Source organism: Streptomyces sp. RGM 3693 (genome assembly GCF_050471125.1).
GTDB lineage: Bacteria > Actinomycetota > Actinomycetes > Streptomycetales > Streptomycetaceae > Streptomyces.
Genome location: NZ_JBMPPQ010000004.1, coordinates 167,235 through 191,308 on the forward strand (window position 1 = coordinate 167,235; position 24,074 = coordinate 191,308).

General features: G+C 74.3%; 26 protein-coding genes and 1 riboswitch. Of the genes, 13 read left to right on the forward strand and 13 right to left on the reverse strand.

Annotated elements, in window-relative coordinates; translation table 11 throughout:
* Position 1: 1 nt before the first annotated feature.
* Both ACO0M4_RS36910 and ACO0M4_RS36915 read right to left on the reverse strand, forming a co-directional pair.
* On the reverse strand, positions 2–892 hold the full coding sequence (locus ACO0M4_RS36910; protein ID WP_430375513.1) for an SDR family NAD(P)-dependent oxidoreductase: 891 nt from the start codon (positions 890–892) through the stop codon (positions 2–4).
* A complete protein-coding gene (locus ACO0M4_RS36915) occupies positions 892–1,689 on the reverse strand; it encodes an acetoacetate decarboxylase family protein (RefSeq protein WP_430375514.1) in 798 nt (265 codons plus the stop codon). The genes ACO0M4_RS36910 and ACO0M4_RS36915 overlap by 1 nt, the downstream gene beginning before the upstream one ends.
* 126 nt (positions 1,690–1,815) lie before the next feature.
* On the opposite strand from ACO0M4_RS36915, the gene ACO0M4_RS36920 reads away from it, so the two are divergent.
* The 6 genes from ACO0M4_RS36920 (at position 1,816) to ACO0M4_RS36945 (ending at position 7,637) form a co-directional block, all read left to right on the forward strand.
* On the forward strand, positions 1,816–2,448 hold the full coding sequence (locus ACO0M4_RS36920; protein ID WP_430375515.1) for a TetR/AcrR family transcriptional regulator: 633 nt from the start codon (positions 1,816–1,818) through the stop codon (positions 2,446–2,448).
* 252 nt (positions 2,449–2,700) lie between these two features.
* Positions 2,701–3,747 carry a DEDDh family exonuclease gene (locus tag ACO0M4_RS36925; RefSeq protein ID WP_430375516.1) on the forward strand — a complete coding sequence of 349 codons (1,047 nt, stop codon included), beginning with the start codon at positions 2,701–2,703 and terminating at the stop codon, positions 3,745–3,747.
* A 63-nt stretch (positions 3,748–3,810) separates the two neighbouring features.
* Positions 3,811–4,044 carry a hypothetical protein gene (locus tag ACO0M4_RS36930; protein WP_039637610.1) on the forward strand — a complete coding sequence of 78 codons (234 nt, stop codon included), beginning with the start codon at positions 3,811–3,813 and terminating at the stop codon, positions 4,042–4,044.
* Positions 4,045–4,148: 104 nt separating this feature from the next.
* The gene (locus ACO0M4_RS36935; RefSeq protein ID WP_430375517.1) at positions 4,149–5,030 is read left to right on the forward strand and encodes an SURF1 family cytochrome oxidase biogenesis protein; all 882 of its coding nucleotides are present in this window, start codon (positions 4,149–4,151) and stop codon (positions 5,028–5,030) included.
* 29 nt (positions 5,031–5,059) lie between these two features.
* Positions 5,060–6,877 carry a glycoside hydrolase family 15 protein gene (locus ACO0M4_RS36940; RefSeq protein WP_430375518.1) on the forward strand — a complete coding sequence of 606 codons (1,818 nt, stop codon included), beginning with the start codon at positions 5,060–5,062 and terminating at the stop codon, positions 6,875–6,877.
* Positions 6,878–6,881: 4 nt separating this feature from the next.
* Positions 6,882–7,637 carry an SDR family oxidoreductase gene (locus ACO0M4_RS36945; RefSeq protein WP_430375519.1) on the forward strand — a complete coding sequence of 252 codons (756 nt, stop codon included), beginning with the start codon at positions 6,882–6,884 and terminating at the stop codon, positions 7,635–7,637.
* A gap of 183 nt (positions 7,638–7,820) precedes the next feature.
* On the opposite strand, the gene amaP is transcribed toward ACO0M4_RS36945, so the two are convergent.
* The 5 genes from amaP to ACO0M4_RS36970 are packed head-to-tail and all read right to left on the reverse strand — an operon-like array spanning position 7,821 to position 10,217.
* Positions 7,821–8,426, reverse strand: a complete 606-nt coding sequence (gene amaP, locus ACO0M4_RS36950) for an alkaline shock response membrane anchor protein AmaP (RefSeq protein WP_430375520.1) — start codon at positions 8,424–8,426, stop codon at positions 7,821–7,823.
* A gap of 7 nt (positions 8,427–8,433) precedes the next feature.
* A complete protein-coding gene (locus ACO0M4_RS36955) occupies positions 8,434–9,123 on the reverse strand; it encodes a DUF6286 domain-containing protein (protein WP_430375521.1) in 690 nt (229 codons plus the stop codon).
* Positions 9,120–9,506: a hypothetical protein gene (locus tag ACO0M4_RS36960; RefSeq protein ID WP_430375522.1), complete on the reverse strand. Its 387-nt coding sequence runs from the start codon at positions 9,504–9,506 to the stop codon at positions 9,120–9,122. The genes ACO0M4_RS36955 and ACO0M4_RS36960 overlap by 4 nt, the downstream gene beginning before the upstream one ends.
* Before the next feature lie 6 nt (positions 9,507–9,512).
* The gene (locus ACO0M4_RS36965; protein WP_016573898.1) at positions 9,513–9,710 is read right to left on the reverse strand and encodes a hypothetical protein; all 198 of its coding nucleotides are present in this window, start codon (positions 9,708–9,710) and stop codon (positions 9,513–9,515) included.
* Between the two features lie 36 nt (positions 9,711–9,746).
* On the reverse strand, positions 9,747–10,217 hold the full coding sequence (locus ACO0M4_RS36970; protein WP_430376036.1) for an Asp23/Gls24 family envelope stress response protein: 471 nt from the start codon (positions 10,215–10,217) through the stop codon (positions 9,747–9,749).
* Positions 10,218–10,483: 266 nt separating this feature from the next.
* On the opposite strand from ACO0M4_RS36970, the gene ACO0M4_RS36975 reads away from it, so the two are divergent.
* Positions 10,484–11,203 (forward strand): hypothetical protein, encoded by a 720-nt coding sequence (locus ACO0M4_RS36975; RefSeq protein WP_430375523.1) that lies wholly within the window; start codon positions 10,484–10,486, stop codon positions 11,201–11,203.
* 25 nt (positions 11,204–11,228) lie between these two features.
* Here ACO0M4_RS36975 and ACO0M4_RS36980 read toward each other — a convergent pair whose 3' ends face one another.
* The 3 genes from ACO0M4_RS36980 to ACO0M4_RS36990 form a co-directional block, all read right to left on the reverse strand.
* Positions 11,229–12,008, reverse strand: coding sequence for an enoyl-CoA hydratase/isomerase family protein (locus ACO0M4_RS36980; protein WP_430375524.1), 780 nt, complete (start codon positions 12,006–12,008; stop codon positions 11,229–11,231).
* A 114-nt stretch (positions 12,009–12,122) separates the two neighbouring features.
* Positions 12,123–12,344, reverse strand: a complete 222-nt coding sequence (locus ACO0M4_RS36985) for a helix-turn-helix domain-containing protein (RefSeq protein ID WP_430375525.1) — start codon at positions 12,342–12,344, stop codon at positions 12,123–12,125.
* A 350-nt stretch (positions 12,345–12,694) separates the two neighbouring features.
* Positions 12,695–14,293 carry an ABC-F family ATP-binding cassette domain-containing protein gene (locus ACO0M4_RS36990; RefSeq protein WP_430375526.1) on the reverse strand — a complete coding sequence of 533 codons (1,599 nt, stop codon included), beginning with the start codon at positions 14,291–14,293 and terminating at the stop codon, positions 12,695–12,697.
* A 221-nt stretch (positions 14,294–14,514) separates the two neighbouring features.
* Between ACO0M4_RS36990 and ACO0M4_RS36995 the strand changes: the two genes are divergently transcribed.
* Positions 14,515–14,784 carry a hypothetical protein gene (locus ACO0M4_RS36995; RefSeq protein WP_430375527.1) on the forward strand — a complete coding sequence of 90 codons (270 nt, stop codon included), beginning with the start codon at positions 14,515–14,517 and terminating at the stop codon, positions 14,782–14,784.
* Positions 14,785–14,816: 32 nt separating this feature from the next.
* Here ACO0M4_RS36995 and ACO0M4_RS37000 read toward each other — a convergent pair whose 3' ends face one another.
* From ACO0M4_RS37000 to ACO0M4_RS37010, 3 genes are all read right to left on the reverse strand, one after another.
* Positions 14,817–16,268, reverse strand: a complete 1,452-nt coding sequence (locus ACO0M4_RS37000) for a hypothetical protein (protein WP_430375528.1) — start codon at positions 16,266–16,268, stop codon at positions 14,817–14,819.
* Between the two features lie 171 nt (positions 16,269–16,439).
* Positions 16,440–17,567 carry an alpha/beta hydrolase gene (locus tag ACO0M4_RS37005; protein ID WP_430375529.1) on the reverse strand — a complete coding sequence of 376 codons (1,128 nt, stop codon included), beginning with the start codon at positions 17,565–17,567 and terminating at the stop codon, positions 16,440–16,442.
* 122 nt (positions 17,568–17,689) lie between these two features.
* On the reverse strand, positions 17,690–18,358 hold the full coding sequence (locus ACO0M4_RS37010) for a class II aldolase/adducin family protein (RefSeq protein ID WP_430375530.1): 669 nt from the start codon (positions 18,356–18,358) through the stop codon (positions 17,690–17,692).
* A gap of 231 nt (positions 18,359–18,589) precedes the next feature.
* Between ACO0M4_RS37010 and ACO0M4_RS37015 the strand changes: the two genes are divergently transcribed.
* From ACO0M4_RS37015 to ACO0M4_RS37035, 5 genes are all read left to right on the forward strand, one after another.
* A complete protein-coding gene (locus ACO0M4_RS37015; protein ID WP_430375531.1) occupies positions 18,590–19,327 on the forward strand; it encodes a GH25 family lysozyme in 738 nt (245 codons plus the stop codon).
* A gap of 138 nt (positions 19,328–19,465) precedes the next feature.
* The gene (locus tag ACO0M4_RS37020) at positions 19,466–20,749 is read left to right on the forward strand and encodes an inorganic phosphate transporter (RefSeq protein ID WP_430375532.1); all 1,284 of its coding nucleotides are present in this window, start codon (positions 19,466–19,468) and stop codon (positions 20,747–20,749) included.
* A gap of 30 nt (positions 20,750–20,779) precedes the next feature.
* Positions 20,780–21,016, forward strand: a complete 237-nt coding sequence (locus ACO0M4_RS37025) for a hypothetical protein (protein ID WP_430375533.1) — start codon at positions 20,780–20,782, stop codon at positions 21,014–21,016.
* Between the two features lie 225 nt (positions 21,017–21,241).
* Positions 21,242–21,376, forward strand: a riboswitch (cobalamin riboswitch).
* 130 nt (positions 21,377–21,506) lie between these two features.
* On the forward strand, positions 21,507–22,475 hold the full coding sequence (locus tag ACO0M4_RS37030) for a cobalamin biosynthesis protein (RefSeq protein ID WP_430375534.1): 969 nt from the start codon (positions 21,507–21,509) through the stop codon (positions 22,473–22,475).
* 29 nt (positions 22,476–22,504) lie between these two features.
* Positions 22,505–24,073, forward strand: coding sequence for a cobyric acid synthase (locus ACO0M4_RS37035; protein WP_430376038.1), 1,569 nt, complete (start codon positions 22,505–22,507; stop codon positions 24,071–24,073).
* Position 24,074: the final 1 nt, after the last annotated feature.

A 24,074-nucleotide genomic window follows, 5' to 3' on the forward strand; every position in this document is an offset into this window, starting at 1 on the left:
CTCACTCGTCGTCGAGGATGAAGTGCTCCAGGTACGTGGGTGCGGTGCGGTCGAGTTGGGACCGCGCCCGCGCCCGGATCTGTGCGTCGGTGTGCTCACTGGGCGGCAGCATCCAGAAGCGGCCGGCCCGGATGCCGTCGACGACCTGCGCGGCGACGTCCTCGACGGGCGTGAACGCCACCTCCTGCCCGCCCTCCGCCATGGCCGCCTCCCACTCCGCGAGGCGGCGGTAAGGCGTCCGGCGGGGGCGGGACTTGGCGTGCCGGGCGGGCCGGTTGCGGTGCGACTCCCACAGGCCGGTACGGAGCATGTGCGGGCCGGGGAAGAGCACCGACGCCCCGATGGGCGCGCCCTCGGCCGTCAGGTGTGCGTACAGCGACTCGGTCAGCGTCACCACGGCGGCCTTGGTGACGGCGTAGACGGAGGCGGTGGGCAGCGGGGCGATCCCGCCGTCCGTGGACGCGGTGTTGACGACATGGCCGGGCTCCCCGGAGGCCACCATCCGGGGCAGGAAGCACTGGACGCCGTGGAAGACGCCCCAGACGTTGACCTCGAACGCCCACCGCCAGTCGCTGGGGTCGTGCTCCCACATCCGGCCCTCGGCGCCGGAGCCCACCCCGGCGTTGTTGCACAGCACGTGGACGGCGCCGAAGGTCTCGTAGGCGGCGCCGGCCAGCGCCTCGACCTCCGCCCGTACGCCGACGTCCACGGTGCGGGCCAGCAGTTCGGCGCCGTCCGCGACCAGTTCGTCGGCGGCGGCCCGCAGCGGGGCCTCCTCGACGTCGGCGAGGACGACCTTCAGGCCCTCGGCGGCGAAGCGGCGGGCCATCGCCCGGCCGATACCGCTCGCCGCACCGGTGACCACTGCGACCTGCCCGGCCCGCAGCTCCATCACACGCTCCCTTCCGGCGGGGCGTCGAGGACCTGCCGCGGGTCGTCGTAGCGCTGGTGGATGTAGGGCAGCAGGGCCTCGGCGCGGACCCGCCCGACGACCTTGCCGCTCTGGTCGGAGGTCTTCTCGCCGAGGGTGATCCCGACGAGGGCGTGTACCGGGAGGTCGGCGACCGGGTCGTACATCGACTCGCGCAGCACCACGTCGCCGGTGATCCGCTCCAGCTTGCGGACCTTCTCGGTGCGCCGGCAGTGCACCAGGACCGGGTCGCCGTCGAAGCCCGAACCGTCCACGGCGGGCAGGAACTTGAAGTAGAAGTCGGTCCGCACGTCCGGTGCGGGCAGCGGCAGCGGGCCGCTGACCGCGCCGCGCACCTCCACGAAGGCGATGCCGTGCCGGGTGAGGGCGGCGCGGACGGTCAGACCGTCGCGGTCCACGGTGACCTCGCCGAGCTTCTTGGGTTCGCCGAAGACCTCGCGGCCGCCGGTCAGCGCCCGCTCGTGGGTCATCGGCATGACCAGCGGGTACCAGCCCTCGGTGCCGTCGTGGGCGGCCGCGACCGCGACCGAGCCGGCGCCCAGCGGATAGCCGGGCAGGTCGACGGCGCTGACGGTGGCCCGGACCAGCGGGCGGTCGGTGGGGGTGAGCGGGGGCGGCAGGACGGCCGCGACCGCCTCCGGGTCGGTCTCCCACAGGGCCACCACGCCGGTGGACCAGATGTCGGGGAGCCGGGCGCCGGCGGCCCGGGTCGCGGCGATCTCCGTCTCGGTGCGGGCTCCGTAGCGTATGCGTGCCATGGCGTACCACCCTTCGTCGTCCGTAACGCGCGGGGGTCGTGCGAGGCGTCTGTAACACAGTTACACCGCCTCCGATGAAGGGTAAAGAGCCGTGCAGCGAACGGAGTTGGGCGATAGTGGGGTGCTATGACACGTACTGCGCTAACCGGTGAGGAGGTCCTGGCGGCGGCCGCCCGGCTGGTCCGGGCGCACGGCCCGGCGGCCCTGACCATGCGCCGGCTCGCCACCGAACTCGGCACCGCCGTCACCTCCATCTACTGGCACGTCGGCAACCGCGAGTCCCTGCTGGACGCGCTGGTGGCCCGCACTCTCCAGGAGATGGGCGAGATCCGGCCGACCGGCGGCACGCCCCGGGCGCGCGTCCTGTCGGTGGCCCGCGCGCTGCGCACCGCGCTGGGCGAACGCCCGCACCTGATCGCGATGGTGCACGAACGCGGGCTGACCGAGCGGATGTTCCTGCCCGCGCAGCAGGCGCTGGTCCACGAGGTGCACGCGGCCGGGCTGCGCGGGGAACTCGCCGCCGAGGCGGTGCGCGCCGTGCAGTTCCTGGTCGTCGGCTCGGTCCTGGTGGAGCGCAACCGCGCGCGCTCGCCCGCGCAGCACCCCAGCGAGCGCGAGCTGTGGGACTCCCCCGCCGCCGGACGGGATCCGGCGCTGGCCCGCGCGCTGGCCGCACCGGCCGACGCCGAACGGCTCTTCCTGGTGTCCCTGGAGGCACTGGTGGCCTCACTCCTCGGGCCGGACCGACAGCGCGCCTGAGGGCGTGGGGCGGGCGTGAGGACGTGAGGACGTGAGCACGTGGGGGACGGCGGGCGGCAGCGGTTGCGGGTGGCCGTGCGGAGGTCCGGGCCGGGTCCGTACGGCGTCCGGGCCGGGTCCGTACCGCGTCCGGGCCGGCGTCCGCGCGGGCCCGCCCGGCAGGCGCCCGGCCGCGGCTGCGCGCGGCGTCCCGGCCGGATGCGCCCCCGGCGATGCGGTGGCTGTCAGTGGCGGCCCGTATCCTCAGTGACCATGCTCGAAGACCGCAGCGCAGCCGCCCCCTCGATCGCGCCGAAGATCGGCCGGCAGCCGGGCCCGCAGACGCCGCCGGCTGATTGGCCGGCCGGGTATCCCCAGGGGTACGCCGTGGTCGACGTGGAGACCACCGGCCTGGCCCGCGACGACCGGATCATCTCGGCCGCCGTGTACCAACTCGACGCCCACGGCGAGTTCCAGGACTCCTGGTACACCCTCGTCAACCCGCAGCGCGATCCCGGACCGGTCTGGATCCACGGTCTGACGAGCGAGGTGCTGGCGGACGCGCCGCTCTTCCCGGAGATCGTGCCGGAGCTGTCGGCGCGACTGGCGGACCGGGTGCTGGTGGCGCACAACGCCATGTTCGACTGGTCGATGCTGGCCCGGGAGTACGCCCGTGCCGCGGCGGTCGCCCCGGTGCGCCAGCGGCTGTGCACCATCGCACTCTCCAAGGAGCTGGGCCTGCCGCTGCCCAACCACAAGCTGGAATCCCTCGCCGCGCACTTCGGCGTCATACAGGAACGCGCCCACCACGCCCTGGACGACGCCCGGGTGCTGGCCGAGGCGTTCCGCCCCAGCCTGCGCCGGGCCGCGCAAGCGGACGTCCGGCTGCCGCTGCTGACCTGCCAGCCGCTGACGGAGTGGTCCGACGCCCCCGCCCCCCGCGCGCACAGCAGCGCCTCGTCGTACCGCCCCGCGTCCTGGCGGCCGGCCCGCAAGCGCCCCGCCTGCCCGTACCCCAACCCGGGGCGCTACGAGCCCGGCGGCCAGCTCGTCCAGGGGATGCGGGTCGCCTTCTCGGGGGACACCTCCGTCGATCGCGAGCTGCTGGAGGACCGGGCGATCGAGGCCGGGCTGCACGTGGCGACGAGCGTGTCCCGGCTGACCAGCCTGCTGGTGACCAACGACCCGGACGGCCGGACGTCCAAGACGGTCAAGGCCGCCACGTTCGGCACGGCCGTCGTCGACGAGGCGGCGTTCATGCAGCTGCTGCGCGACGTGGCGCCCGCGGGCCAGGCGCCGGGGACACCTGCGTCCGGGTGAAGCCCGGCCAACACACCCGCCGGCGCCTCGCCCGGTAGCGGCCCCACCCGCACTCTGTGGCGCATGGCACGTTGTGAGGTTTGCGGAAACGACTACGGCATGACGTTCGAGGTGCACGCGCAGGGCGCGGTACACGTTTTTGACTGCTTCGCCTGCGCGATCCATCGGATGGCGCCGATCTGCGAGCACTGCCGGGTGCAGATCATCGGGCAGGGCGTGGAGGCCGAGGGGCAGTGGTACTGCGGTGCGCACTGCGCCCGCTCGGCGGGGCGGGTGGGCATCGTCGACCGGGTCTGACGCGGGTCTAGGCCGCGGTCCACGGCGGTGCCCGGGGGCTCCTCCCCGCGCCTCTGGGGGACCCCCGGGCCGGGCGTCCAGGGACGCGGGGTACCGTCGCAGCCGTGTACCGCTTCCTGTTGACCCGGCAGTGGGTGATCCTCACCCTCGTGGGCCTCGTCCTGATCCCCGTCATGATCAAGCTGGGGTTCTGGCAGTTCCACCGCCATCAGCACAAGGTGGCGCAGAACGCGCAGATCGCGCACAACCTGGCCGCCACCCCCGTCCCGGTGACCGAGCTGGCCGCGGTCGGCCGGGCGCTGCCGCACGGCGACATGTGGCGCCGGGTCACCGCCACCGGAAGCTACGACACCGCGCACGAGGTCGTCGTCCGCCAGCGCACCGCCGCCGACGAGCAGTCCATCGGCTACTACGTCCTGACGCCGCTGGTCCTCGGCAACGGCGACGTCGTCGTGGTCAACCGCGGCTGGATCCCGGCCGGCGACGACCTCACCAAGTTCCCGCACATCCCGGCCGCCCCCAAGGGGACGGTCACGGTCATCGGCCGGATCATGGCCGACGAGACCACCGCGGAGAGCGGGATCAAGGACACCAAGGGCCTGCCGCCCCGCCAGGTCATGCTGATCAACAGCAAGCAGCAGGCGAAGCGGGTGGGCCGCCCGACGCTCGGCGGTTACCTCGAGCAGACCGGGCCCAAGAGCGACACCCCCGAGCAGGTGCCCGAACCGGACCACGACTCCATCGGCCCGCACATGGCGTACGCGATCCAGTGGTGGCTGTTCGCGGCGGCGGTGCCGGTCGGCTGGGTCGTCCTGGTGCGCCGGGAGCGCCGCGACCGACTGACCGCCGCGGCCGAGGCCGCCAACGCCGGGGCGAGCGGCGACACTCCCGAACCCTCCGATGCCGAGCCCTCAGCTGCCGAGCCCGTCGGCATCGAGGCCGCGGACGGGGAGCCCGTAGCCCGGACGGCCGTCGCCCCCGAGTAACGCAGCCGCCGCGCGGGAATGGCCGCGGAGTGCACCCACGCATCGAGGACTACGCACTCATCGGCGATCTCCAGACCGCCGCGCTCGTCGGCCGGGACGGCTCCATCGACTGGCTGTGCCTGCCCCGCTTCGACTCCCCCGCCTGCTTCGCGGCCCTCATCGGCAGCCGGGACAACGGCCACTGGACCCTGGCCCCGCGGTCCGGTGCGGCCCGCGCCGAACGCGCGTACCGCGGGGACTCGCTGATCCTCGACACCGTCTGGGAGACCCCCGAGGGCAGCGTCCGGGTCACCGACTTCATGCCGCAGCGCGACCGCATGCCCGACGTCGTCCGGGTCGTCACGGGGCTGCGCGGCCGCGTCGAGATGCGCAGCGTGCTGCGGCTGCGGTTCGACTACGGGCGGGTGGTGCCCTGGGTGCGCGCCACCGAGGGCTGCCGGGTGGCGGTCGCCGGCCCGGACTCCGTATGGCTGCGCACCCCGTCCCAGGGCACCACCTACGGCAAGGACTTCAGCACCCGCTCGGACTTCACCGTCGCGGCCGGCGAACGCACCGCGTTCGTGCTCAGCTGGCACCCCTCGCACGAGCCCCGGCCCGTCCAGATCGACCCGTTCCAGGCGCTGGCGGACACCACCGACGACTGGCACGCCTGGTCCGCCCGGTGCCGCTACGACGGCCCGTACCGCGCCGCGGTGATCCGCTCCCTGATCACCCTCAAGGCCCTCACCTACGCGCCCACCGGCGGGATCGTGGCGGCCCCCACCACTTCACTGCCCGAGGAGCCGGGCGGCGTCCGCAACTGGGACTACCGCTACTGCTGGCTGCGCGACGCCAGCCTGACCCTGAACTCCCTGATCTCCGCCGGGTATCTGGACGAGGCCGGGGCCTGGCGGGACTGGCTGCTGCGCGCGGTGGCCGGCGTCCCCGACGACCTCCAGATCATGTACGGGCTGGCCGGGGAACGGCGGCTCCCGGAGGCCGAGGTGCCCTGGCTGTCCGGGTACGAGGGATCGGTGCCGGTGCGGATCGGCAACGCCGCCGTCGCACAGCACCAGCTCGACGTCTACGGCGAGGTGATCGACTCGTTCCACGTCGCACGCATCGCGGGGCTGCCGGCCGAAGCGCACGCCTGGGGCATCCAACGGGCGCTGGTGGACTACCTGGAGTCGACCTGGCGCGACCCCGACGAGGGCATCTGGGAGATCCGCGGCCCGCGCCGGCACTTCGTGCACTCCAAGGTCATGGCCTGGGTCGCGGCCGACCGCGCGGTGCGGCTGCTGGAGCAGTACCCGAAGCTCGGCGGGGACGTGGACCGTTGGCGGGCGATGCGCGACGAGGTGCACCGGGAAGTCTGCGCACGCGGCTACGACGCCGAGCGGGGCACCTTCACCCAGTCCTACGACTCGACGGAACTGGACGCCGCGACGCTGCTCATCCCGCGGGTCGGCTTCCTCCCGGGGAACGACCCGCGGGTGGTCTCTACCGTCGACACCGTGCGCCGCGAGCTGTCGCTCCCCCACGGCCCTCAAGGCATAGGAGGTGCCCCCATCGGTCTGGTACGCCGTTACAGCACCGAGGGGCGGACGGTGGACGGGCTGCCGGGCGGCGAGGGCGCGTTCCTGGTCTGCTCGTTCTGGCTGGCGGACGCGCTGCTGCTGACCGGGCGCCGGGCGGAGTCCCGCAAGCTGTTCGAGCGGCTGTTGGCGCTGCGGAACGACGTGGGACTGCTCTCCGAGGAGTACGACCCGGTCGCCGGGCGCCAGTTGGGGAACTTCCCGCAGGCGTTCAGCCACATCGGCCTGGTGGGGACCGCCTTCGCACTGCACCGCGGCCGGGGGGCAGACTAGGGCCATGGATCTTGGACTCACCGACCGGACGTACCTCGTCACCGGCGCCACCCGGGGCCTGGGCTTCGCCACCGCCCGCGAACTGGTCGCCGACGGCGCCAATGTGGTGATCACCGGACGCTCGGAGGAGGCCGCGACCAAGGCGGCCGCCGCTCTGGGCGAGCGGGCTCTGGGCGTCGCCGCCGACAACTCCGACCCACAGGCCCCGGCCCGCCTGGTGGCGGCCGCCCGGGAGCGCTTCGGCCGCTTCGATGGCGTCCTCATCAGCGTGGGCGGCCCGGCGCCCGGCACCGCCGCCGACAACACCGACGACCAGTGGCAGACGGCCTTCGAGACGGTCTTCCTGGGCGCGGTGCGGTTCGCCCGCACCGCCGCCGCCGAACTGCGCGAGGGCGGCGCCATCGGCTTCGTCCTCTCCGGCTCCGTGTACGAGCCGATCGCCGGGCTCACCATCTCGAACGGCCTCCGTCCGGGCCTCGCCGGCTTCGCCAAGTCCCTCGCCGACGAGTTGGGGCCGCGCGGCATCCGCGTCGTCGGCGTCCTCCCCGGCCGGATCGCCACCGACCGGATGACCCAGCTCGACGCGCTCTCCGGCGACCCCGAGGGCTCCCGCGCCCGCAACTCCGCCACCATCCCGCTGCGCCGCTACGGCGACCCCGCGGAATTCGGCCGCACCGCCGCCTTCCTCCTGTCCCCCGCCGCGTCCTACCTGACGGGCGTGATGGTCCCGGTGGACGGCGGGGCCCGGCGGGGCTTCTGAGGACCGGGGGCGACTTCCGGGGCCCGGAGAGCAGCCGCCGGGGGCCCGGCCGGCCCTCCGGGCGGATGACGGACGAGTGACGACAGACGGGTGACAACGGACGGGTGGCGACGGACGTGTGGCGACAGGACCTGGACTCCGAGACCCAGGTCCCGCCCCCGCCCCTGCTCCACCGGACAAGCCCTAGCTGACCCGTTCCGCCCGGTGGCGCAGCGCCCGCAGGCGGACCTCCGTCGGTAGGTGGTCCAGACCCGCCGAGGTACGGGCGTGCGCCACCGCCCCGTCGGACAGCCGCCGCACCACGGTCCCGGGGTCGGCGTGCGGGGCGAGGACCAGGAAGGCACGCACCCGGGGGGCGGTGCGGCGGCCGGTCAGTGCGACGGCCGCCCGGTCGACGCCGTCCACCGCCACCGTCTCGGCCGCCAGAACGGCCTCCAACGCCCGCCCGCGCACCGTCGCGCCCGCCCCGTCGCCGCTGTCGACCAGCACCGTGCCGAGCCGGCGCCGCCGGAGCTGGGCGAGCAGCCACCACAGCAACAACAGCAGCAGCACGGCCAGCCCGGCGATGACCACCGGCCACCACCAGCCGCAGTCCGTGAACCGGGTGCGCTGCTCCGCGGGGAGCAGGACGTCGTCCGGGCCGGCCCAGGGCCAGCCGGCGGGCAGGTCGAGGTGCCATCGGGCGGGCAGGTCCAGGCCGCCCAGCAGGACCAGCCCGCCGGTGCCGAGCAGCAGCAGGCCGACCAGTCCGAGCAGCACCCGGTTGACGGTCGCGCGGGCGGTGCGCATCGCCCGCTCACCTCCCCTTGGGGCGTTGGACGTCGACGCTCAGCCGCAGCCGGTGCGTCAGGTCCAGTTGCCGCAGCCCGTCGTCGAGCACCGTGCCGAGGTCGCCGCGGACCTCGTCCAGTTCCCGGAAGTGCACCACGGCCCGCGCCCGCGCCCGGCGTCGGCCGACGGTCAGGTGTACCGACTGCACACCGGAGACCTCCATCGCCCGGTCGCGCAGCACCAGCGCGGCGGCCGGCCGGTCCAGCCCGGCCCGGATGTCGGGGGCGGTGCGCCGCATCGGCAGCACCGCCCGCAGGCCCGGGGTGGCGGCCAGCACGAGCAGCCAGACCCCGAGGGCCATCGCGGCCGCCGCGGCGCCCATGACCCAGGGGTCGTCGAGGTGTCGGACGGCGAGTTCGCGCGCCAGCCGCCGGCGCCAGGCCATGGCGGTGCGGCCGGCCCGCACCGCGGCCACGTCGTAGAGCAGCAGGCCCGTGGCGCCCAGCAGTGCCAGTGCGACCAGCGCCGCCGGCACCCGGCGGGCCGACCAGAAACGCCCGGCCGGCCCGCCGTCGACCGGTCCGGGGACCGTGGCGTCCGGTGCCGCCGCCGGCAACCCGCCCGCGGCACCGGGCCGTTCACCAGGCCGTTCACCGGACCGCCCGTCGGCGCCTTCGCGGGCCTCCGCTTCCCCTGCGCTCCCGGGCCCCGTCATCGCAACCGCTCCCGGTCGACCAACAGCGGCGAGTTCAGCCGCTCGACCTGCACCGCCACCTCGGCCACCGTCATACCCGCCAACGTCCGCACGTGGTCCGCCACCTGACGCCGCACCAGGCTGCACCGCGCGCCGATGGGGACGGGGTAGGGCAGCTCCACGGCGATCCGCAGTCGGGCCTCGCCGAACGGCGGGTGGACATCGCGGCGGGTCACCGTCACCGTGGCGTGGGCGTCGGTGGGACCGCAGGGGGACGCCTCGCGCAGCGCCTCCCGGGCCGCCCGCGCGGCGATCTTGGCGACCACCCGGTCGGCGACCCTGGTCGCGCCGCGCTCACCGGCCGGTACGTCGGCGGCAGCGGCCGACGGGGAGACCGTCGCCATCCGGGTTCACCGCCGCCGGTCGTCGCGGTCGCCGGTCCGGGTGCGGAAGAACTCCCCGGCCTCCAGGTCGCCCTCCAGGAACCTGCCGGCCACGAACCCGACGGCGCCCAGCGCCGCCACCAGGACGAAGGCCCCGAACCCGCCGAAGTACCCGGCGAAGCCCAGCGCCATCCCCGCCACGAGACCGATCACGGCCATGCTCATCGTGCGCTCCTTCGCTACCGCTCCGGCCGGGCCCGGTCACTGGAGCCGCGGCTCCGCTCCCTCGACCCCGCCTTCCTCGTCTTCCTCGTCGGGCAGCTTCACGTCGCTCACCGCGATGTTGACCTCGACGACCTCCAGGCCGGTCATCCGCTCCACGGCGGAGATCACGTTCTCCCGGACGGCCTGGGCCACCTCCGCGATGGCGACCCCGTAGTCGACGACGATCTCCAGGTCCAGCGCGGTCTGCACCTCACCGACCTCGGCCTTCACTCCACGCGTCGCGGTGGCCGACCGTCCGCCGCCGGGCACCCGGTCGCGCACCGCGCCCAGCGTGCGGGCGAAGCCGCTGCCCATCGTGTGGACGCCCACCACATCGCGGGCGGCGAGCCCGGCGATCTTCTCCACGACGCCGTCGGCGATGGTGGTCCGGCCGCGGGTTCTGGGGTCGCCCCCGCCCCGTTTCACCGGCGGTTTCGTGGTGTCCGCGCCCTGCTGGCTCTCGGTCATCGCCATGCGTCCCTTCTGCGCCGCATCACGGACCCGCCGCTTGGCGGATCACGGGCCTGCCGTGGTGACGGACCTGGCGCACACCGAACGACTTGCGCCTTTCACGCCATTAACGCCGTTCGCGCTATTCACGCCATTCGCCCTGTTCCCCACAGTAGGGGCGGGCGGGCGGGTGCGCTCCGGGGACGCGGCAGCGGAGTGCCGTGGGCAGCCGGGGCGGGCGGGCTGCGGCAGGCTGGGAGGTGGTTCGGGAAAGGGGTGACGCGGTGACCGCGAACGACGTGGCACGCGCCGTGCGGGAACAGCTCGGCCTCGGCCGGGTCCTGCCGCTCGGCGGCCCGACGGACGGCGCGTGGATCACCGAACGCGCCGCCCGCACAGCGCTCCTACGGGCCCCCGGCGCCCCACCCGGCATCCGGCTGGGCACCTTGCGCCTCTCCCTCGCCGCCCCCGACGACGCCCCGGCACCGACCGTGCCGGCACCGCCCAGCGCCCTGCCGCCGGGCCCACTGCGCATCGCGGCGGACTTCGCCGCACCACCCGGCCGCCCCCTGCCGGCGCTCACCGAACAGCTCCGGACGGCCCTGCTGACCGCGGCGGAGGAGGGCCTGGGCCTACGGGTGAGCGCGGTGGACCTCCGGGTCAGCGACCTGTTGGACGAGGCGGCGGAGCCGACGGCAGCGGCGCCGGACGCGACCGAGGGCGGTCACCGGGCCAGTACGGGCCCGGGCGACGCCGAGGACCCGGAAGACCTCGCCGCCCGGGTGCTCGCCGTCCCCGGGGTGGCCGGGCTCGCCCCGGCACTGGCGGGTCGCTCCCGCCCGGTGGCCCGCAGCGGCGACGGGGACCACGTACTGATCCAGTTGGCGACCGCCGCCGGCCATCGCCCGTTGGACGTGGCCCGCGCCGTCCGCCGGGCGGTCACCGGTCAGCCGCCGGCGCCGACGACGGCCGCGGTGCTGGTCACGGCGGTGGCCGGCGCCTGACGACCGGTGCGCGCGGGGTGGGCGGTCAGTCGCCGACCCCGGCCAGGTCCCGCAGCCGCCGCGCCTGGGCGGCGCGCTCGGCCCGGCGCTGCTCCTCGTAGGTGCGCCCCGCGGCGCCGGCCAGCAGGGCCTTGGTCTCGATGACGGCGTCCCGGGGCGCGGCGGTGAGCGCGGCGGCCAGGTCGGCCACCGCGGCGTCGAGTTCGTCACCGGGCACGACGAGGTTGGCGAGGCCGATCCGCCCGGCCTCATCGGCGTGCACGAAGCGTCCGGTGGCGCAGATCTCCAGCGCCCGGGCGTAGCCGACCAGGCCGACGAGGGGATGGGTGCCGGTCAGGTCCGGGACCAGGCCCAGGCTGGTCTCGCGCATGGCGAACTGCGCGTCCTCGGCGACGACCCGCAAGTCGCAGGCGAGGGCCAGTTGGAAGCCCGCACCGATGGCATGGCCCTGGACGGCGGCGATGGAGACCAGGTCGTTCCGCCGCCACCAGGTGAACGCGTCCTGGTACTCGGCGATCGTGGCGTCCAGCGCGTCGTCCGTACCGCGCGCCAAGTCGAGGAACGACGGCTCGCCGTCGAACCCTTCGGGCGTGAACGCCTGCCGGTCCAGCCCCGCGGAGAAGGACTTGCCCTCACCGCGCAGCACCACGATCCGGACGTTTCCCGGCAGCAGCGAACCCGCCTCGACCAGCACCCGCCACATGGCAGGGCTCTGGGCATTGCGCTTGGCCGCGTTGGCGAGGGTCACCGTGGCGATCGCGTCGTCCACGGTGAGCCGCACACCGTGCTTGTCGAGCAGAGTCATGAGGGCGCCTCCGAGTCAGCCACCGCACCTGCGTGCGTAAGTGACTGAACGGTAACCTCCCGGCCGAACCATCGGACGGCCGGGGGGCACCGCCTGCACCCGGAGCCGCGGTACTCAGACTGCGGCGGCCTTCTTGCCTCGCGTGGCTCCGCCGCGGCCGCGCAGGACCACGCCGGATTCCGTGAGCATCCGGTGCACGAATCCATAGGAGCGGCCGGTTTCGTCGGCCAGCGCCCGGATACTCGCTCCGGAGTCGTACTTCTTCTTCAGGTCTGCCGCGAGCTTCTCGCGCGCGGCGCCGGTCACCCGGCTGCCCTTCTTCAGAGTCTCGGCCACCCGTGCCTCCTCGTGGGAAGTGCGCTCTGGACTCTCATGATCACCCCTCCCCGGCTTCCTGGCCACCCATTCCGCAAGGTCTGTGGGACATCCTTTGCCGTCCCGCCGGCGCCCGGTGCGCTCGGAATTCCCTCTTCCGTGCGCCTCGCGGCCCCCGCGCGCACCCCGGTATGCAGGAAGTGCCAGGTCAGGTGGTGTGCCGCAGAAATGGCAACGGCCGGGCCCAAAAGGCCCGGCCGGTCGCCGCAGGCTCGCCGGTGTACGAGCCGTTCTCACTCAGATGACGGATCACCCATGGGCCGAATGATCCAGCAGGCGTGATCCATCCGGCGGCACCGGTACGGCGGTGATCAGGCCAGTGCGACCAGGTCCGCGTAGTCCTGGCCCCACAGGTCCTCGACACCGTCCGGCAGCAGGATGATCCGCTCCGGTGCCAGCGCGTCCACCGCGCCCTCGTCGTGCGTCACCAGGACGACCGCGCCGCTGAAGGTGCGCAGCGCGCCGAGGATCTCCTCGCGGCTGGCCGGGTCGAGGTTGTTGGTGGGCTCGTCGAGGAGGAGGACGTTGGCGGAGGAGACGACCAGGGTCGCCAGGGCGAGGCGGGTCTTCTCACCACCGGAGAGCACGCCGGCGGGCTTGTCGACGTCGTCGCCGGAGAACAGGAAGGAGCCCAGCACCTTGCGGACCTCGACGAGGTCCATGTCGGGCGCGGCGGAGCGCATGTTCTCCAGGACCGTGCGGTCCGGGTCCAGGGTCTCGTGCTCCTGGGCGTAGTAGCCGAGCTTGAGGCCGTGGCCGGGGCGGACCTCGCCGGTGTCGGGCGTCTCCACGCCCGCCAGCATCCGCAGCAGGGTGGTCTTGCCGGCGCCGTTGAGGCCCAGGATGACGACCCGGGAGCCCTTGTCGATGGCCAGGTCGACGTCGGTGAAGATCTCCAGGGAGCCGTACGACTTGGACAGGCCCTCGGCGGTCAGCGGGGTCTTGCCGCACGGCGCCGGGTCCGGGAAGCGCAGCTTGGCGACCTTGTCGGAGGCGCGCACCGCCTCCAGGCCGGCGAGCAGCTTGTCGGCGCGCTTGGCCATGTTCTGGGCGGCGACGGTCTTGGTGGCCTTGGCCCGCATCTTGTCGGCCTGGGAGTTGAGCGCCGCGGCCTTCTTCTCGGCGTTGGCGCGCTCGCGCTTGCGGCGCTTCTCGTCGGCCTCGCGCTGCTGCTGGTAGAGCTTCCAGCCCATGTTGTAGACGTCGATCTGCGAGCGGTTCGCGTCCAGGTAGAACACCTTGTTCACGACGGTCTCGACCAGGTCGACGTCGTGCGAGATGACGATGAAGCCGCCGCGGTAGGTCTTGAGGTAATCGCGCAGCCACGCGATGGAGTCGGCGTCGAGGTGGTTGGTGGGCTCGTCGAGCAGCAGGATGTCGGAGTCCGAGAAGAGGATCCGGGCCAGCTCGACGCGGCGCCGCTGACCGCCGGAGAGGGTGTGCAGGGGCTGGCCGAGGATGCGGTCGGGCAGGCCGAGGCTGGCGGCGATGGTCGCGGCCTCGGCCTCGGCGGCGTACCCGCCCTTGGTGAGGAACTCGGTCTCCAGCCGCTCGTACTTCTTCATGGCCTTCTCGCGGGTGGCGCCCTGGCCGTTCGCCATCCGGTCCTCGTTCTCCCGCATCTTGCGCAGGACGGTGTCCAGGCCGCGGGCGGAGAGGATGCGGTCGCGGGCCAGTATGTCCAGGTCGCCGGTGCGCGGGTCCTGCGGGAGGTAGCCGACCTCGCCGGAGCGGGTGACCGAGCCGCTGGCCGGCATGCCCTGGCCGGCCAGGACCTTGGTGAGGGTGGTCTTGCCGGCGCCGTTGCGGCCGACCAGGCCGATGCGGTCGCCCCTGGCGATGCGGAAGGAAGCGGATTCGATGAGGACGCGGGCGCCGGCGCGCAGCTCAAGGCCGGAAGCGGTGATCACGGGAAAACTCCAGGGCAGGAAGACGGCGGGTTGGACGGACGGTCCGAGAGCGGTCTACGCCGTCTAATGAACCCAAAGGAGAACTGCCATGGAGGCAGTCTAACGGGCCGGTGCAAGTCGTTATCCGGCGATGTCAGACCCCACTGCGAGACTGTGAGCCAGGACACAGGACTCCGGGCGGCGGACGGCCGTCCGGTGACGCGAGGGGCACGGTGATCAACATGGCGGGCCGGCCGGGGGTGTTCCCGACGGTGCTGTACGGGGCCGCCCCGGGCGCCCGCCGGCAGCCGGCGGAGGCGTTCGGATGCACCGTCGCCGCGCGGTGCGACGGTGCCGACGGCGCGGTACCGCACGCCGAACTCGCCTACGGGAAGGGGAGGTTGAGGCTCGGTGCGAAGGGCCGCGGTGGCCGGTTCGACGAGGCGGTGGGGGACGTCGGGAGCACCGTTCGGCGCTTCGGCACCTACCGGCCGGGCGGGACGGGGCCATGACCCGCCGGTGCCCGGCCGGGGTGCCCGGACGGTTACGCGCCGCCGGTGTGCACCTGGAAGGCCGCCCGGCGGACGGCCTTGGCGAGCGCCGGGTCGGGGTGGGCGGCGGCCAGCGCCACCAACACCTGGACGGTGCGCGGGTGGCCGACCGCACGGACCTCCTTCAGCAGCCGCGGCACCGAGCCCTGGACGGCCGAGTCCAGGTGCCGGACCAGCAGTTGGGTCTCGCCGTGGTCGGCGACGGCCGCCGCGGTGTCCACCCACAGCCAGGTCGACTCCTCGCGGGTGAGGACGTCGGGCGCGGTCTCCGGGTCGCCGCCCTCGTGCTCGAAGAGCCACAGCAGGGCGTAGGGCCGCAGTACCGGTTCCTCGGCGACGGCGCGCACGGCGGGTTCGGCGGGGGCGCCGACCGCGCGCAGCGCCTCGAAGGCCAGCCCGCGCAGCAGCGCATCCTCACCGCGGGCGGCGGCCAGGAGTTCCTCGACGGCCGCACCGACGGAGCGGGCGGCCAGCCAGGCGCGGTATTCGGCGCGGGCCGGGCCCGGGGTCAGCCGGGCGCAGCCGCGCAGCATCGCCTCCGCGGACTGCTCGATGTTGCCGGCCGGGCTCTGCGCGGCGACGCAGATCTGCTCCAGCTTGACCCACACCGACCAGTTGCCGAGCGGTGTCAGCTGCGCCTCCTGGCCGTAGTGGCGGCCCTCGTCGGCGCCCTGGTCGGCGTTGTCGGGGGCGCCGTCCGGCGGCATCAGCGCGCCGACCGCGAGCAGCGCGTCCAGCGCCCAGCGCAGGAGGTCGGTGAGCGGCGCCCCCGCGGCGTCGCTCACCGTTCCCCCGGCGTCGGTGCCGTCCGCGGCCGGGTCCGCCTCGTAGGGGACCTCGCAGCGTTCGGTGCGCAGTTCGGCGACGCGCTGGCCGAGCATGTCGAGCAGCACCGGCAGCCGTACCGGCCCGGCGGACAGGTGCAGCAGGGACAGCAACTGCGGGACGGCTTCGACGACCTCGGCCACGGCGGCGGGGCCCGCCTCGGCCGGGGTGGGCAGCGCCAGCGACCAGGCGTCGAAGAGCGCGACCCAGCCGCGCAGCGCGGCGGTGTCGTCGCGGTCCCAGGCGCGCAGTCGCCAGCCGGGGCGGGCGAGGCCGTCGTGGAGTTCGACCAGTCCGGCGAGCCGGGCCCGATCCCAGTCGGCGCGGACGTGTCGGGCGGGCAGGCCCAGGGCGTCGGCGGCGGCGACGACCGCGGCCTCCGGGAGCGATCCGTCGGGGCCGGCGCGGAGGCTGCCCGCGCGGTCGGCCCAGCGTGCGAGCCGGGCCGCGCCGGCCAGTACGACGCGCGCCTGACGGGCCAGTTCCGCGGGCGGCGGGGTGCCCTCGGGGGGCCTGGGCGCCGGGCGGGTGGCCCGGGTGCTCACCGCCCGGCGGGCGGCCGCAATCGGTTGTCGGGGGACGAGTCGGAGCCGGGAGTCGCGCGGAGTACGGGACGTCACAGGAGCAGTGTTGCCGCTGATGGCCCGAAAGCCCAATCGGAACCCGGTCTGCGGCTCTTCGGGCCCGCGTCACCGCGCCGTCCCACCCCTGATGAGGGCCGTTGTCCCCCCGTACACCTCCGGGCCTGGCCGGGGTCCTTCGGGGGCGGTGCCGGCCGCCGGCCGGCGGTGTCACATGAGCGGGGTGAGGAAGCGGCGCAGGGTCTCCTCGTAGCGGTCCGGGGCGGCGTTCCACATCGCGGCGTGCGGGGCGTGCGGGACGGGCTGAAGGGTGACCAGTTCCGGACGGCGGGCGGCGAAGCGGCGGGAGGCGTCCCAGGGGGCGAGGGTGTCCTCGGGGCCGTGGAAGAGGAGGACGGGCGCGTCGAGTTCGTCGGGGTCGACGGCGTCGGCGGGGCGGTCGACGGGCAGCCCGGTGTGGCCCTCGGCGGCGCGGACGGCCAGCGGCAGCAGGGCGCGCGGGATGTGGCGGGCGGTGGCCAGGGCGCGGACGGTGGCGTGCCGGTCGAGGACCGGGGAGTCCAGGACGAGGCCGGAGACGCGGTGGCGCAGCCCGGAGTTGACGGCGGCGCGCAGTGCCATGGTGGCGCCGGTGGACCAGCCGTAGAGGACGACCGCGCGGGCTCCGTAGCTGACGGCGTAGCGGATGGCGGCGTCCAGGTCGCGCCATTCGGTGTCGCCGAGGTGGTGGATGCCGTCGGCGGTGCGCGGGGCGCCGGCGTCGTTGCGGTAGGCGAGGTCGAGGACGGGGAAGTGGTGGCGCCGCAGGAACGGCAGCACCACCATGGGGTGTTCGCGGGTGGTGCCGATGCCGTGGACGGTGATGACCCAGGTGTCGCGGGCGCCGGGCACGAACCACGCGGGCAGGGCGCCGAGTTCGCCGGGGATGTCGACGTCGGCGCAGGTGATGCCGAGGGTGTCGTAGGGGTTGCCGACGTGCACCTGCGGGGTCAGCCGCATCCGGGCGCCGGGCCGCAGGGTGCCGTGGGTGACCCGCTCCAGCCGGCGCACCACGGCGTCGGCGGGGTGCGGGGTGCCGTGGACGACGGGGCCGACCACCGCGTGGCAGCCGGCGCCGGAGAGACCGTAGGTGCCGGGTCTGAGGGAGACCAGGCTGCGGGTGAGGGCGATGTGCCCGCCGGCTGCGGAGTGGACGGTGAGCCGGGAGTCGCCGGGGAAGGGATGGCCGGGCGACGGTTTCAGGGCAACATCGCCGGCGTACCGCCCGGCCGCCACGGCGGCCACCACGGCACCGATCACGGTGGTGGCGGTCACCGCCGCCACGGTCCCCAGTCGCACCTCTCCAGTGTGCGCAGCGCCGCCGGTCCCGGCCACCGGGCGCCCGGTGGCGGCGGCCGGACCAGCGGTGTTGTGCGGTGCAGGGGGCCGTGCGGGGTGCGGTGAGGGGTCGCGGCGGAGGGTTACGCGGGGTCGTCGGTGGGCTGGCCGTAGCCGCGCAACCGTCGGCCCGCGGCGTCGAGCTGGGCGGGCGACAGCAGGCTGGGGGTGTGGCCGGGCACGGTGACGGCGGTGAGCCAGACCCGGCACATCCATTCCAGTTGGGCGGTGCGGTCCAGTGCCTGGCCGAGGTCGGCGCCGTAGGCGATGGTGCCGTGGTTCTGGAGGAGTGCGGCGGTGCGGTCGCGGAGCGCGTCGAGCATGTGGGCGGCGAGTTCGTCGCTGCCGTAGAGGGCGTAGGGGGCGACCCGGACGGGGCCGCCGAGCGCGGCGGCCATGTAGTGGATGGGCGGGAGTTCGGTGACGAGGGTGGAGACCGCGGTGGCGTGCGGGGCGTGGGTGTGCACGACCGCGGTGGCGGTGGTATTGCGGTAGACGGCCAGGTGGAGCGGGAGTTCGCTGGTCGGGCGGAGTCTGCCGATGATCGCGCGGCCGTCGAGGTCGACGCCGGTGAGGTCGGAGGGGCCGAGCCGGTCGTAGGGGACGCCGCTGGGCGTGACGAGGATCAGGTCCTTGACGCGGACCGAGACGTTGCCCGAGGTGCCGACGACGAGGCCGTCGGCGGCGGTCCGGCGGGCGGTGGCGACGAGCTCGCTCCAGGCGTCGGCGAGGTGGTCGGGGTGGTCCTTCATGCTGTCCTCCGGTGCGACGCTGCGGGACGTGCGGAAACACACGAGGGCGCTGCACGACACCGTACGAGCAGGCCGGGGCACTGTACGCCATGGCGCCAACTGTCCGGTATCCGCCATATGGGGGCAACTGGCGACCTTAGGGCGATTGGCCGGGGATCGACCGTTTTGCGCCGATCACCCCTTAACGTCGAGTGAATTACACCCCTCACATGTCATTACCCAGGGGGACCCATGACCTGTGACCGCTCCACCCCCCGGACCGGGCTGGCGACCGCGATAGCGGTGGCGTCACTGGCCGGCACCGCACTCGCCGAACACCCTTCCCGGGCCGTCGCGGACAGCCAACCCCTAGGACACGACGTCTCCTCGTACCAGAAGCAGATCGACTGGCGGGCGGTCCGCGCGAAGGGCGCGCGATTCGTCTACGTCAAGGCCACCGAGTCGGACAGCTACCGCAATCCGCGCTTCTCCGCGCAGTACACCGGCTCCCGGGCGGCCGGACTGCTGCACGGCGCCTACCACTTCGCCGTGCCCAGCGCGTCGTCGGGCAGCCGGCAGGCCCGGTACTTCCTCCGGCACGGCGGCCGCTGGAAGGCGGACGGCTGGACGCTGCCGCCCGCCCTCGACATCGAGCACAATCCGTACGACGCCCGGCAGCCGTGCTTCGGGCTGGACCGGACGGCGCTGGTCCACTGGATACGGGCGTTCAGCGATGAGGTGCGGCGCAGTACCGGCCGGTGCCCGGTGATCTACACCACCGCCCGCTGGTGGGACCGTTGCACGGGCGGCAGCCGGGCCTTCGGCGCGACCCATCCGCTGTGGCTGGCGGGCTACTCGGGGGCGGCGCGGCTGCCCGCCGGCTGGTCGTTCCTGACGCTTCGGCAGTACGCCTCGCACGGGCCGCTGCCCGGGGATCAGGACCGCTGGAACGGGACACTGGCCCAGCTCAGAAAATTTGCCGACGGATGAGACGGAAGTGACGGCAGGGGCGCCTCCGCGTGAACACTGCGGTGGTGTCACCGCGGCGCCCGGCCGAGTTCACTTTCCGTTCACCCGTCGTCCGTACGGTCCCGACGACACTGACCTTCGAGCGGATTGCCTGGGTGAATGGAACACATCACGCTTCTCATCGGGATCGTGATCGTCACGGCCTTGGTGTTCGACTTTACGAACGGCTTCCACGACACGGCCAACGCAATGGCCACCACCATCTCCACCGGCGCCTTGCGACCCAAGGCCGCGGTGGCGATGTCGGCGGGACTCAATCTCGTCGGGGCGTTCCTCTCCGTTGAGGTGGCCAAGACCATCTCCGGCGGCATCATCGACGAGAGTGCCGGCATCAGACCTGAAGTGATCTTCGCCGGTCTGGTCGGCGCCATCGTCTGGAACCTCCTGACCTGGCTCGCCGGCCTTCCCTCCAGCTCCTCCCACGCCCTCTTCGGCGGTCTGATCGGCGCGACGCTGGTGTCCGTGGGCACCGGCGGCGTGCACGGCCAGGCCGTCGTGATGAAGGTCCTGATCCCGGCGGTGGCCGCGCCGTTCGTCGCGGGGCTCGCCGCGATGGCGGCGACCCGGCTCACCTACCGGCTGACCCGCGGCCGCGCCGAGGCCGACACCGCCAAGGGCTACCGCGCCGGGCAGATCGCCTCGGCGGCACTGGTCTCGCTGGCCCACGGCACCAACGACGCGCAGAAGACGATGGGCGTGATCACCCTCGCGCTGATCACCGGCGGGGTCATCGCCCCGCACTCCGACCCGCCGATGTGGGTGATCGCCTCCGCGGGCCTGGCCATCGCGCTCGGCACCTACCTGGGCGGCTGGCGGATCATCCGCACCATGGGCAAGGGCATCACCGACATCCAGCCGCCGCAGGGCTTCGCCGCCCAGACCGGCGCCGCGGCCACCATCCTGGCCTCCTCCCACCTCGGCTTCGCGCTCTCCACCACCCAGGTCTGCTCCGGCTCCGTGATGGGCTCCGGGCTGGGCCGCAAGGGCGGCGTGGTGCGCTGGTCCACGGCCGGGCGGATGGTCGTGGCCTGGGGGCTGACCCTGCCGGCCGCCGGCCTGGTCTCCGCGGGAGCCGCGTACCTCGCCGACCAGGGCAGCTGGGGCGTGACCACGGTCGCCGTCCTCGCACTGGCCGTCTGCGGCGGCATCTGGGCCGCCTCCCGGCGCAAGCCGATCGACCACACCAACGTCAACGAGGGTCCGGCGGCGGAGCCGGCCGGTGTCATCACCACGGCGCTGCAGACCGTCTCCCCTCCCCCGGCGGGCCCGATCGCCCCGGCGGCCACCGCCCCGGCGACCGCCGAAGCCGCGGACGGGGCCGCCGCTCCTGCCCACCCCGCCCCGGCTGTCGCTCCCGCCCAACCCGCGTCAGCCACCTCCTGACGCCGACCTCCCTGACCTAAGGACTACGCAATGCACATCGACTGGGCAGCTCTCGGCCAGGTCTTCGGCGTCAGCCTCGTGGTGACGGTGGGGATCGTGGGCCTGTTCACCGTCGGGATCGTGGGGACCTCCCGCAAGCCGGCCGTGGACGGCGACGCGGGGGCCACGACGGCACCGGGCGCGGGGGCGCGCGCCGGGGCACTGGCGGCCTTCGCGCTCTGCGCGGCCGCGGTGGCGTACGGGATCTACCTGATCGTCGCCGCCTGAGACCGACGCCGGCCCGGCCGGCGACGGACGGGGCGTCCGGCGGGCGCGGCAGCAGCCGCGGCCCCGGGCGCCCCGTCCGCGTTCCCGGGGCCTTGCCTCCGTGCGTCGACGGGCGCCCTGTGGTGTTGGCCACAGGGCCGGCGGCGGGGCTGCATCGCAGGTCAAGGGCGAGTTGACGGACCCTCGCGGGCGTGGTGGACTGCCGGGGCCAATCGGCGACAGCAGAGGAAGTCCGGTGCGAATCCGGCGCGGTCCCGCCACTGTCACCGGGGAGTGCTCCTCCGACGAGGGCCACGGCCCGTACGCACTCCGTACGGGCGGGAAGGCCGGGGGAGGCACCGATCCGGGAGCCAGGAGACTCTGGTCGCCGTCACGTCGAGCCAGGGCGCGGACCCTGAGTGAGGACATACCACCATGCCTGGCTGCCCGTCGAGAGCTCCACTGCCCGCTGCCGCAGGGCCCCTTCGAGGGTGCACGGCGGCCTGATCCGATGCGCGGCGAACACGCGGGATATGCGTGCGGCGCGGCCCTCGGCTTCCTCGGTGACCTGATCGCGGCGGATCCACGGCGCGGCCATCCGGTGGCCGCGTTCGGCCGGGCCGCAGCCGCCGTCGAACGCCGACTGTGGCGCGACCACCGCGGCCACGGGGCGGCCCACACCGTGCTGTGCGCCGGCGGTGCGACCGCCGGTGCCGCACTGCTGGAGCGCGCCGTACGGCACCACCCGGGCGCCCGGGCCGCGTTGACCGCGGCGGCGGTGTGGGCGGTGCTGGGCGGCACGTCGCTCGGCCGGGAGGCACGGGCCGTCGGCGGTGCGTTGGCGGCGGGCGACCTGGCCGCGGCCCGGGCGCGGCTGCCGCACCTGTGCGGGCGCGATCCGCAGGCGCTGGACGGGCCGCAGATGGCCCGGGCGGTGGTCGAGTCGGTCGCCGAGAACACCTCGGACGCTGTGGTCGGCGCCCTGGTGTGGGGCGCCGTCGGCGGAGTGCCCGGTCTGGTGGCGTTCCGGGCGGTGAACACCCTGGACGCGATGGTCGGTCACAAGTCGCCGCGCTACCGGCGGTTCGGCTGGGCCGCGGCCCGCCTCGACGACGTCGCCGGCTGGCCCGGCTCCCGACTGACCGCGGCACTGACGGTACTGGCGGGCCCGGACCGGCGCGGCGCGCTGCGGGCCTGGCGGGCGGACGGCGGGGCGCATCCGAGCCCCAACGCGGGCCCGGTGGAGGCGTCGTTCGCGGGTGCGCTGGGCATCCGGCTGGGCGGCACCCTGGCGTACGGCGGGCGGGTGGAACACCGGCCCGTGCTCAACGGCGGCGGGCGGCCGCCCGAGGTGCCCGACATCGAGCGGGCGGCGCGGCTGTCCCGGCGGGTGAGCCTGCTGGCGCTGGGCGTCACGGTGGCGGGTCGGTTTGCGGCGGGCGCGGTACGGCGCGGCATCAAGGGAAGGGTGACCCGGTGAACGGGCGGAGGAAGGCGGCCGGCGGGGCCATGGGCGGCGGGCTGCTGGTGGCCGGGACGACGTCCGACGCGGGCAAGAGCGTGGTGACCGCCGGCATCTGTCGCTGGCTGGTGCGGCAGGGCGTCTCGGTGGCACCGTTCAAGGCGCAGAACATGTCGCTGAATTCGTTCGTGACCCGTCAGGGCGCGGAGATCGGCCGGGCGCAGGCGATGCAGGCGGCCGCGGCCCGGGTGGAGCCGACCGCGCTGATGAACCCGGTGCTGCTCAAGCCCGGCAGCGACCGCAGCAGCCAGGTGGTGCTGCTGGGGAAGCCGGTGGGTGAGCTGAGTGCCCGTGGCTACCACGCGGGCCGGCAGGAGCAGTTGCTGGGCACGGTGACCGACTGCCTGGCGGAGCTGCGGCGCACCCACGACGCGGTGATCTGCGAGGGCGCCGGCAGCCCGGCCGAGATCAACCTACGGCGGACCGACATCGTCAACATGGGCATCGCCCGGGCCGCGCGGATCCCCGTCGTGGTGGTCGGCGACATCGACCGCGGCGGCGTCTTCGCCTCGTTCTTCGGGACCACCGCGCTGCTGTCCGAGGAGGACCAGTCGCTGGTCGCCGGCTACCTCGTCAACAAGTTCCGCGGCGATGTGACGCTGCTGGAGCCCGGGTTGGAGATGCTGCGCGGGATCACCGGACGGCGCACCTACGGTGTCCTGCCGTACGCGCACGGGCTGGGCATCGACGAGGAGGACGGGATGGGGGTCCCCCCTGGTCGAGCGAAGTCGAGACCTTGGGGGAGGGTGTCGCTGCGCGGGGCGGTCCGCGAGTCGGTGGTGGCGCCGCCGGCCGGGGAGGACGTGCTGCGGGTCGCGGTGTGCGCGGTGCCGCTGATGTCCAACTTCACCGACGTGGACGCGCTGGCGGCCGAACCGGGCGTGGTGGTGCGGTTCGTGGACCGGCCCGAAGAGCTGGCCGACGCGGACCTGGTGGTGCTGCCGGGGACCCGCGGCACGGTCCGCGCGCTGGCGTGGCTGCGCGAGCGCGGACTGGCGGACGCGGTGGTCCGGCGGGCCGCGGAGGGCCGCCCGGTGCTGGGCATCTGCGGCGGCTTCCAGATGCTCGGCGAGCACATCGAGGACGAGGTCGAGTCGCGGGCGGGCGCGGTCGAGGGGCTGGGACTGCTGCCGGTCCGGGTCCGGTTCGCGGTGGAGAAGACCCTCGCCCGGCCGTCCGGTCGGGCGCTGGGCGAGCCGGTGGAGGGGTACGAGATCCACCACGGTGTGGCCCAAGTGGCCGGCGGCGAGACGTTCTTCTCCGATGACCGGGGCAACGACCTGGACGGCTGCCGGGTCGGCGCCGTGTGGGGCACGCACTGGCACGGCTCCCTGGAGAGCGACGGTTTCCGGCGGGCGTTCCTGCGGGAGGTGGCCCGGGCGGCCGGCCGCCGTTTCGTACCGGCGCCGGACACCCGCTTCGGGGCGCTGCGCGAGGAGCAGCTGGACCGGCTGGGCGATCTGATCGAGGAGCACGCGGACACCAAGGCGCTGCTGCGACTGATCGAGGAGGGGGTGCCGGAGGGGTTGCCGTTCATTCCTCCGGGGGCGCCATGAG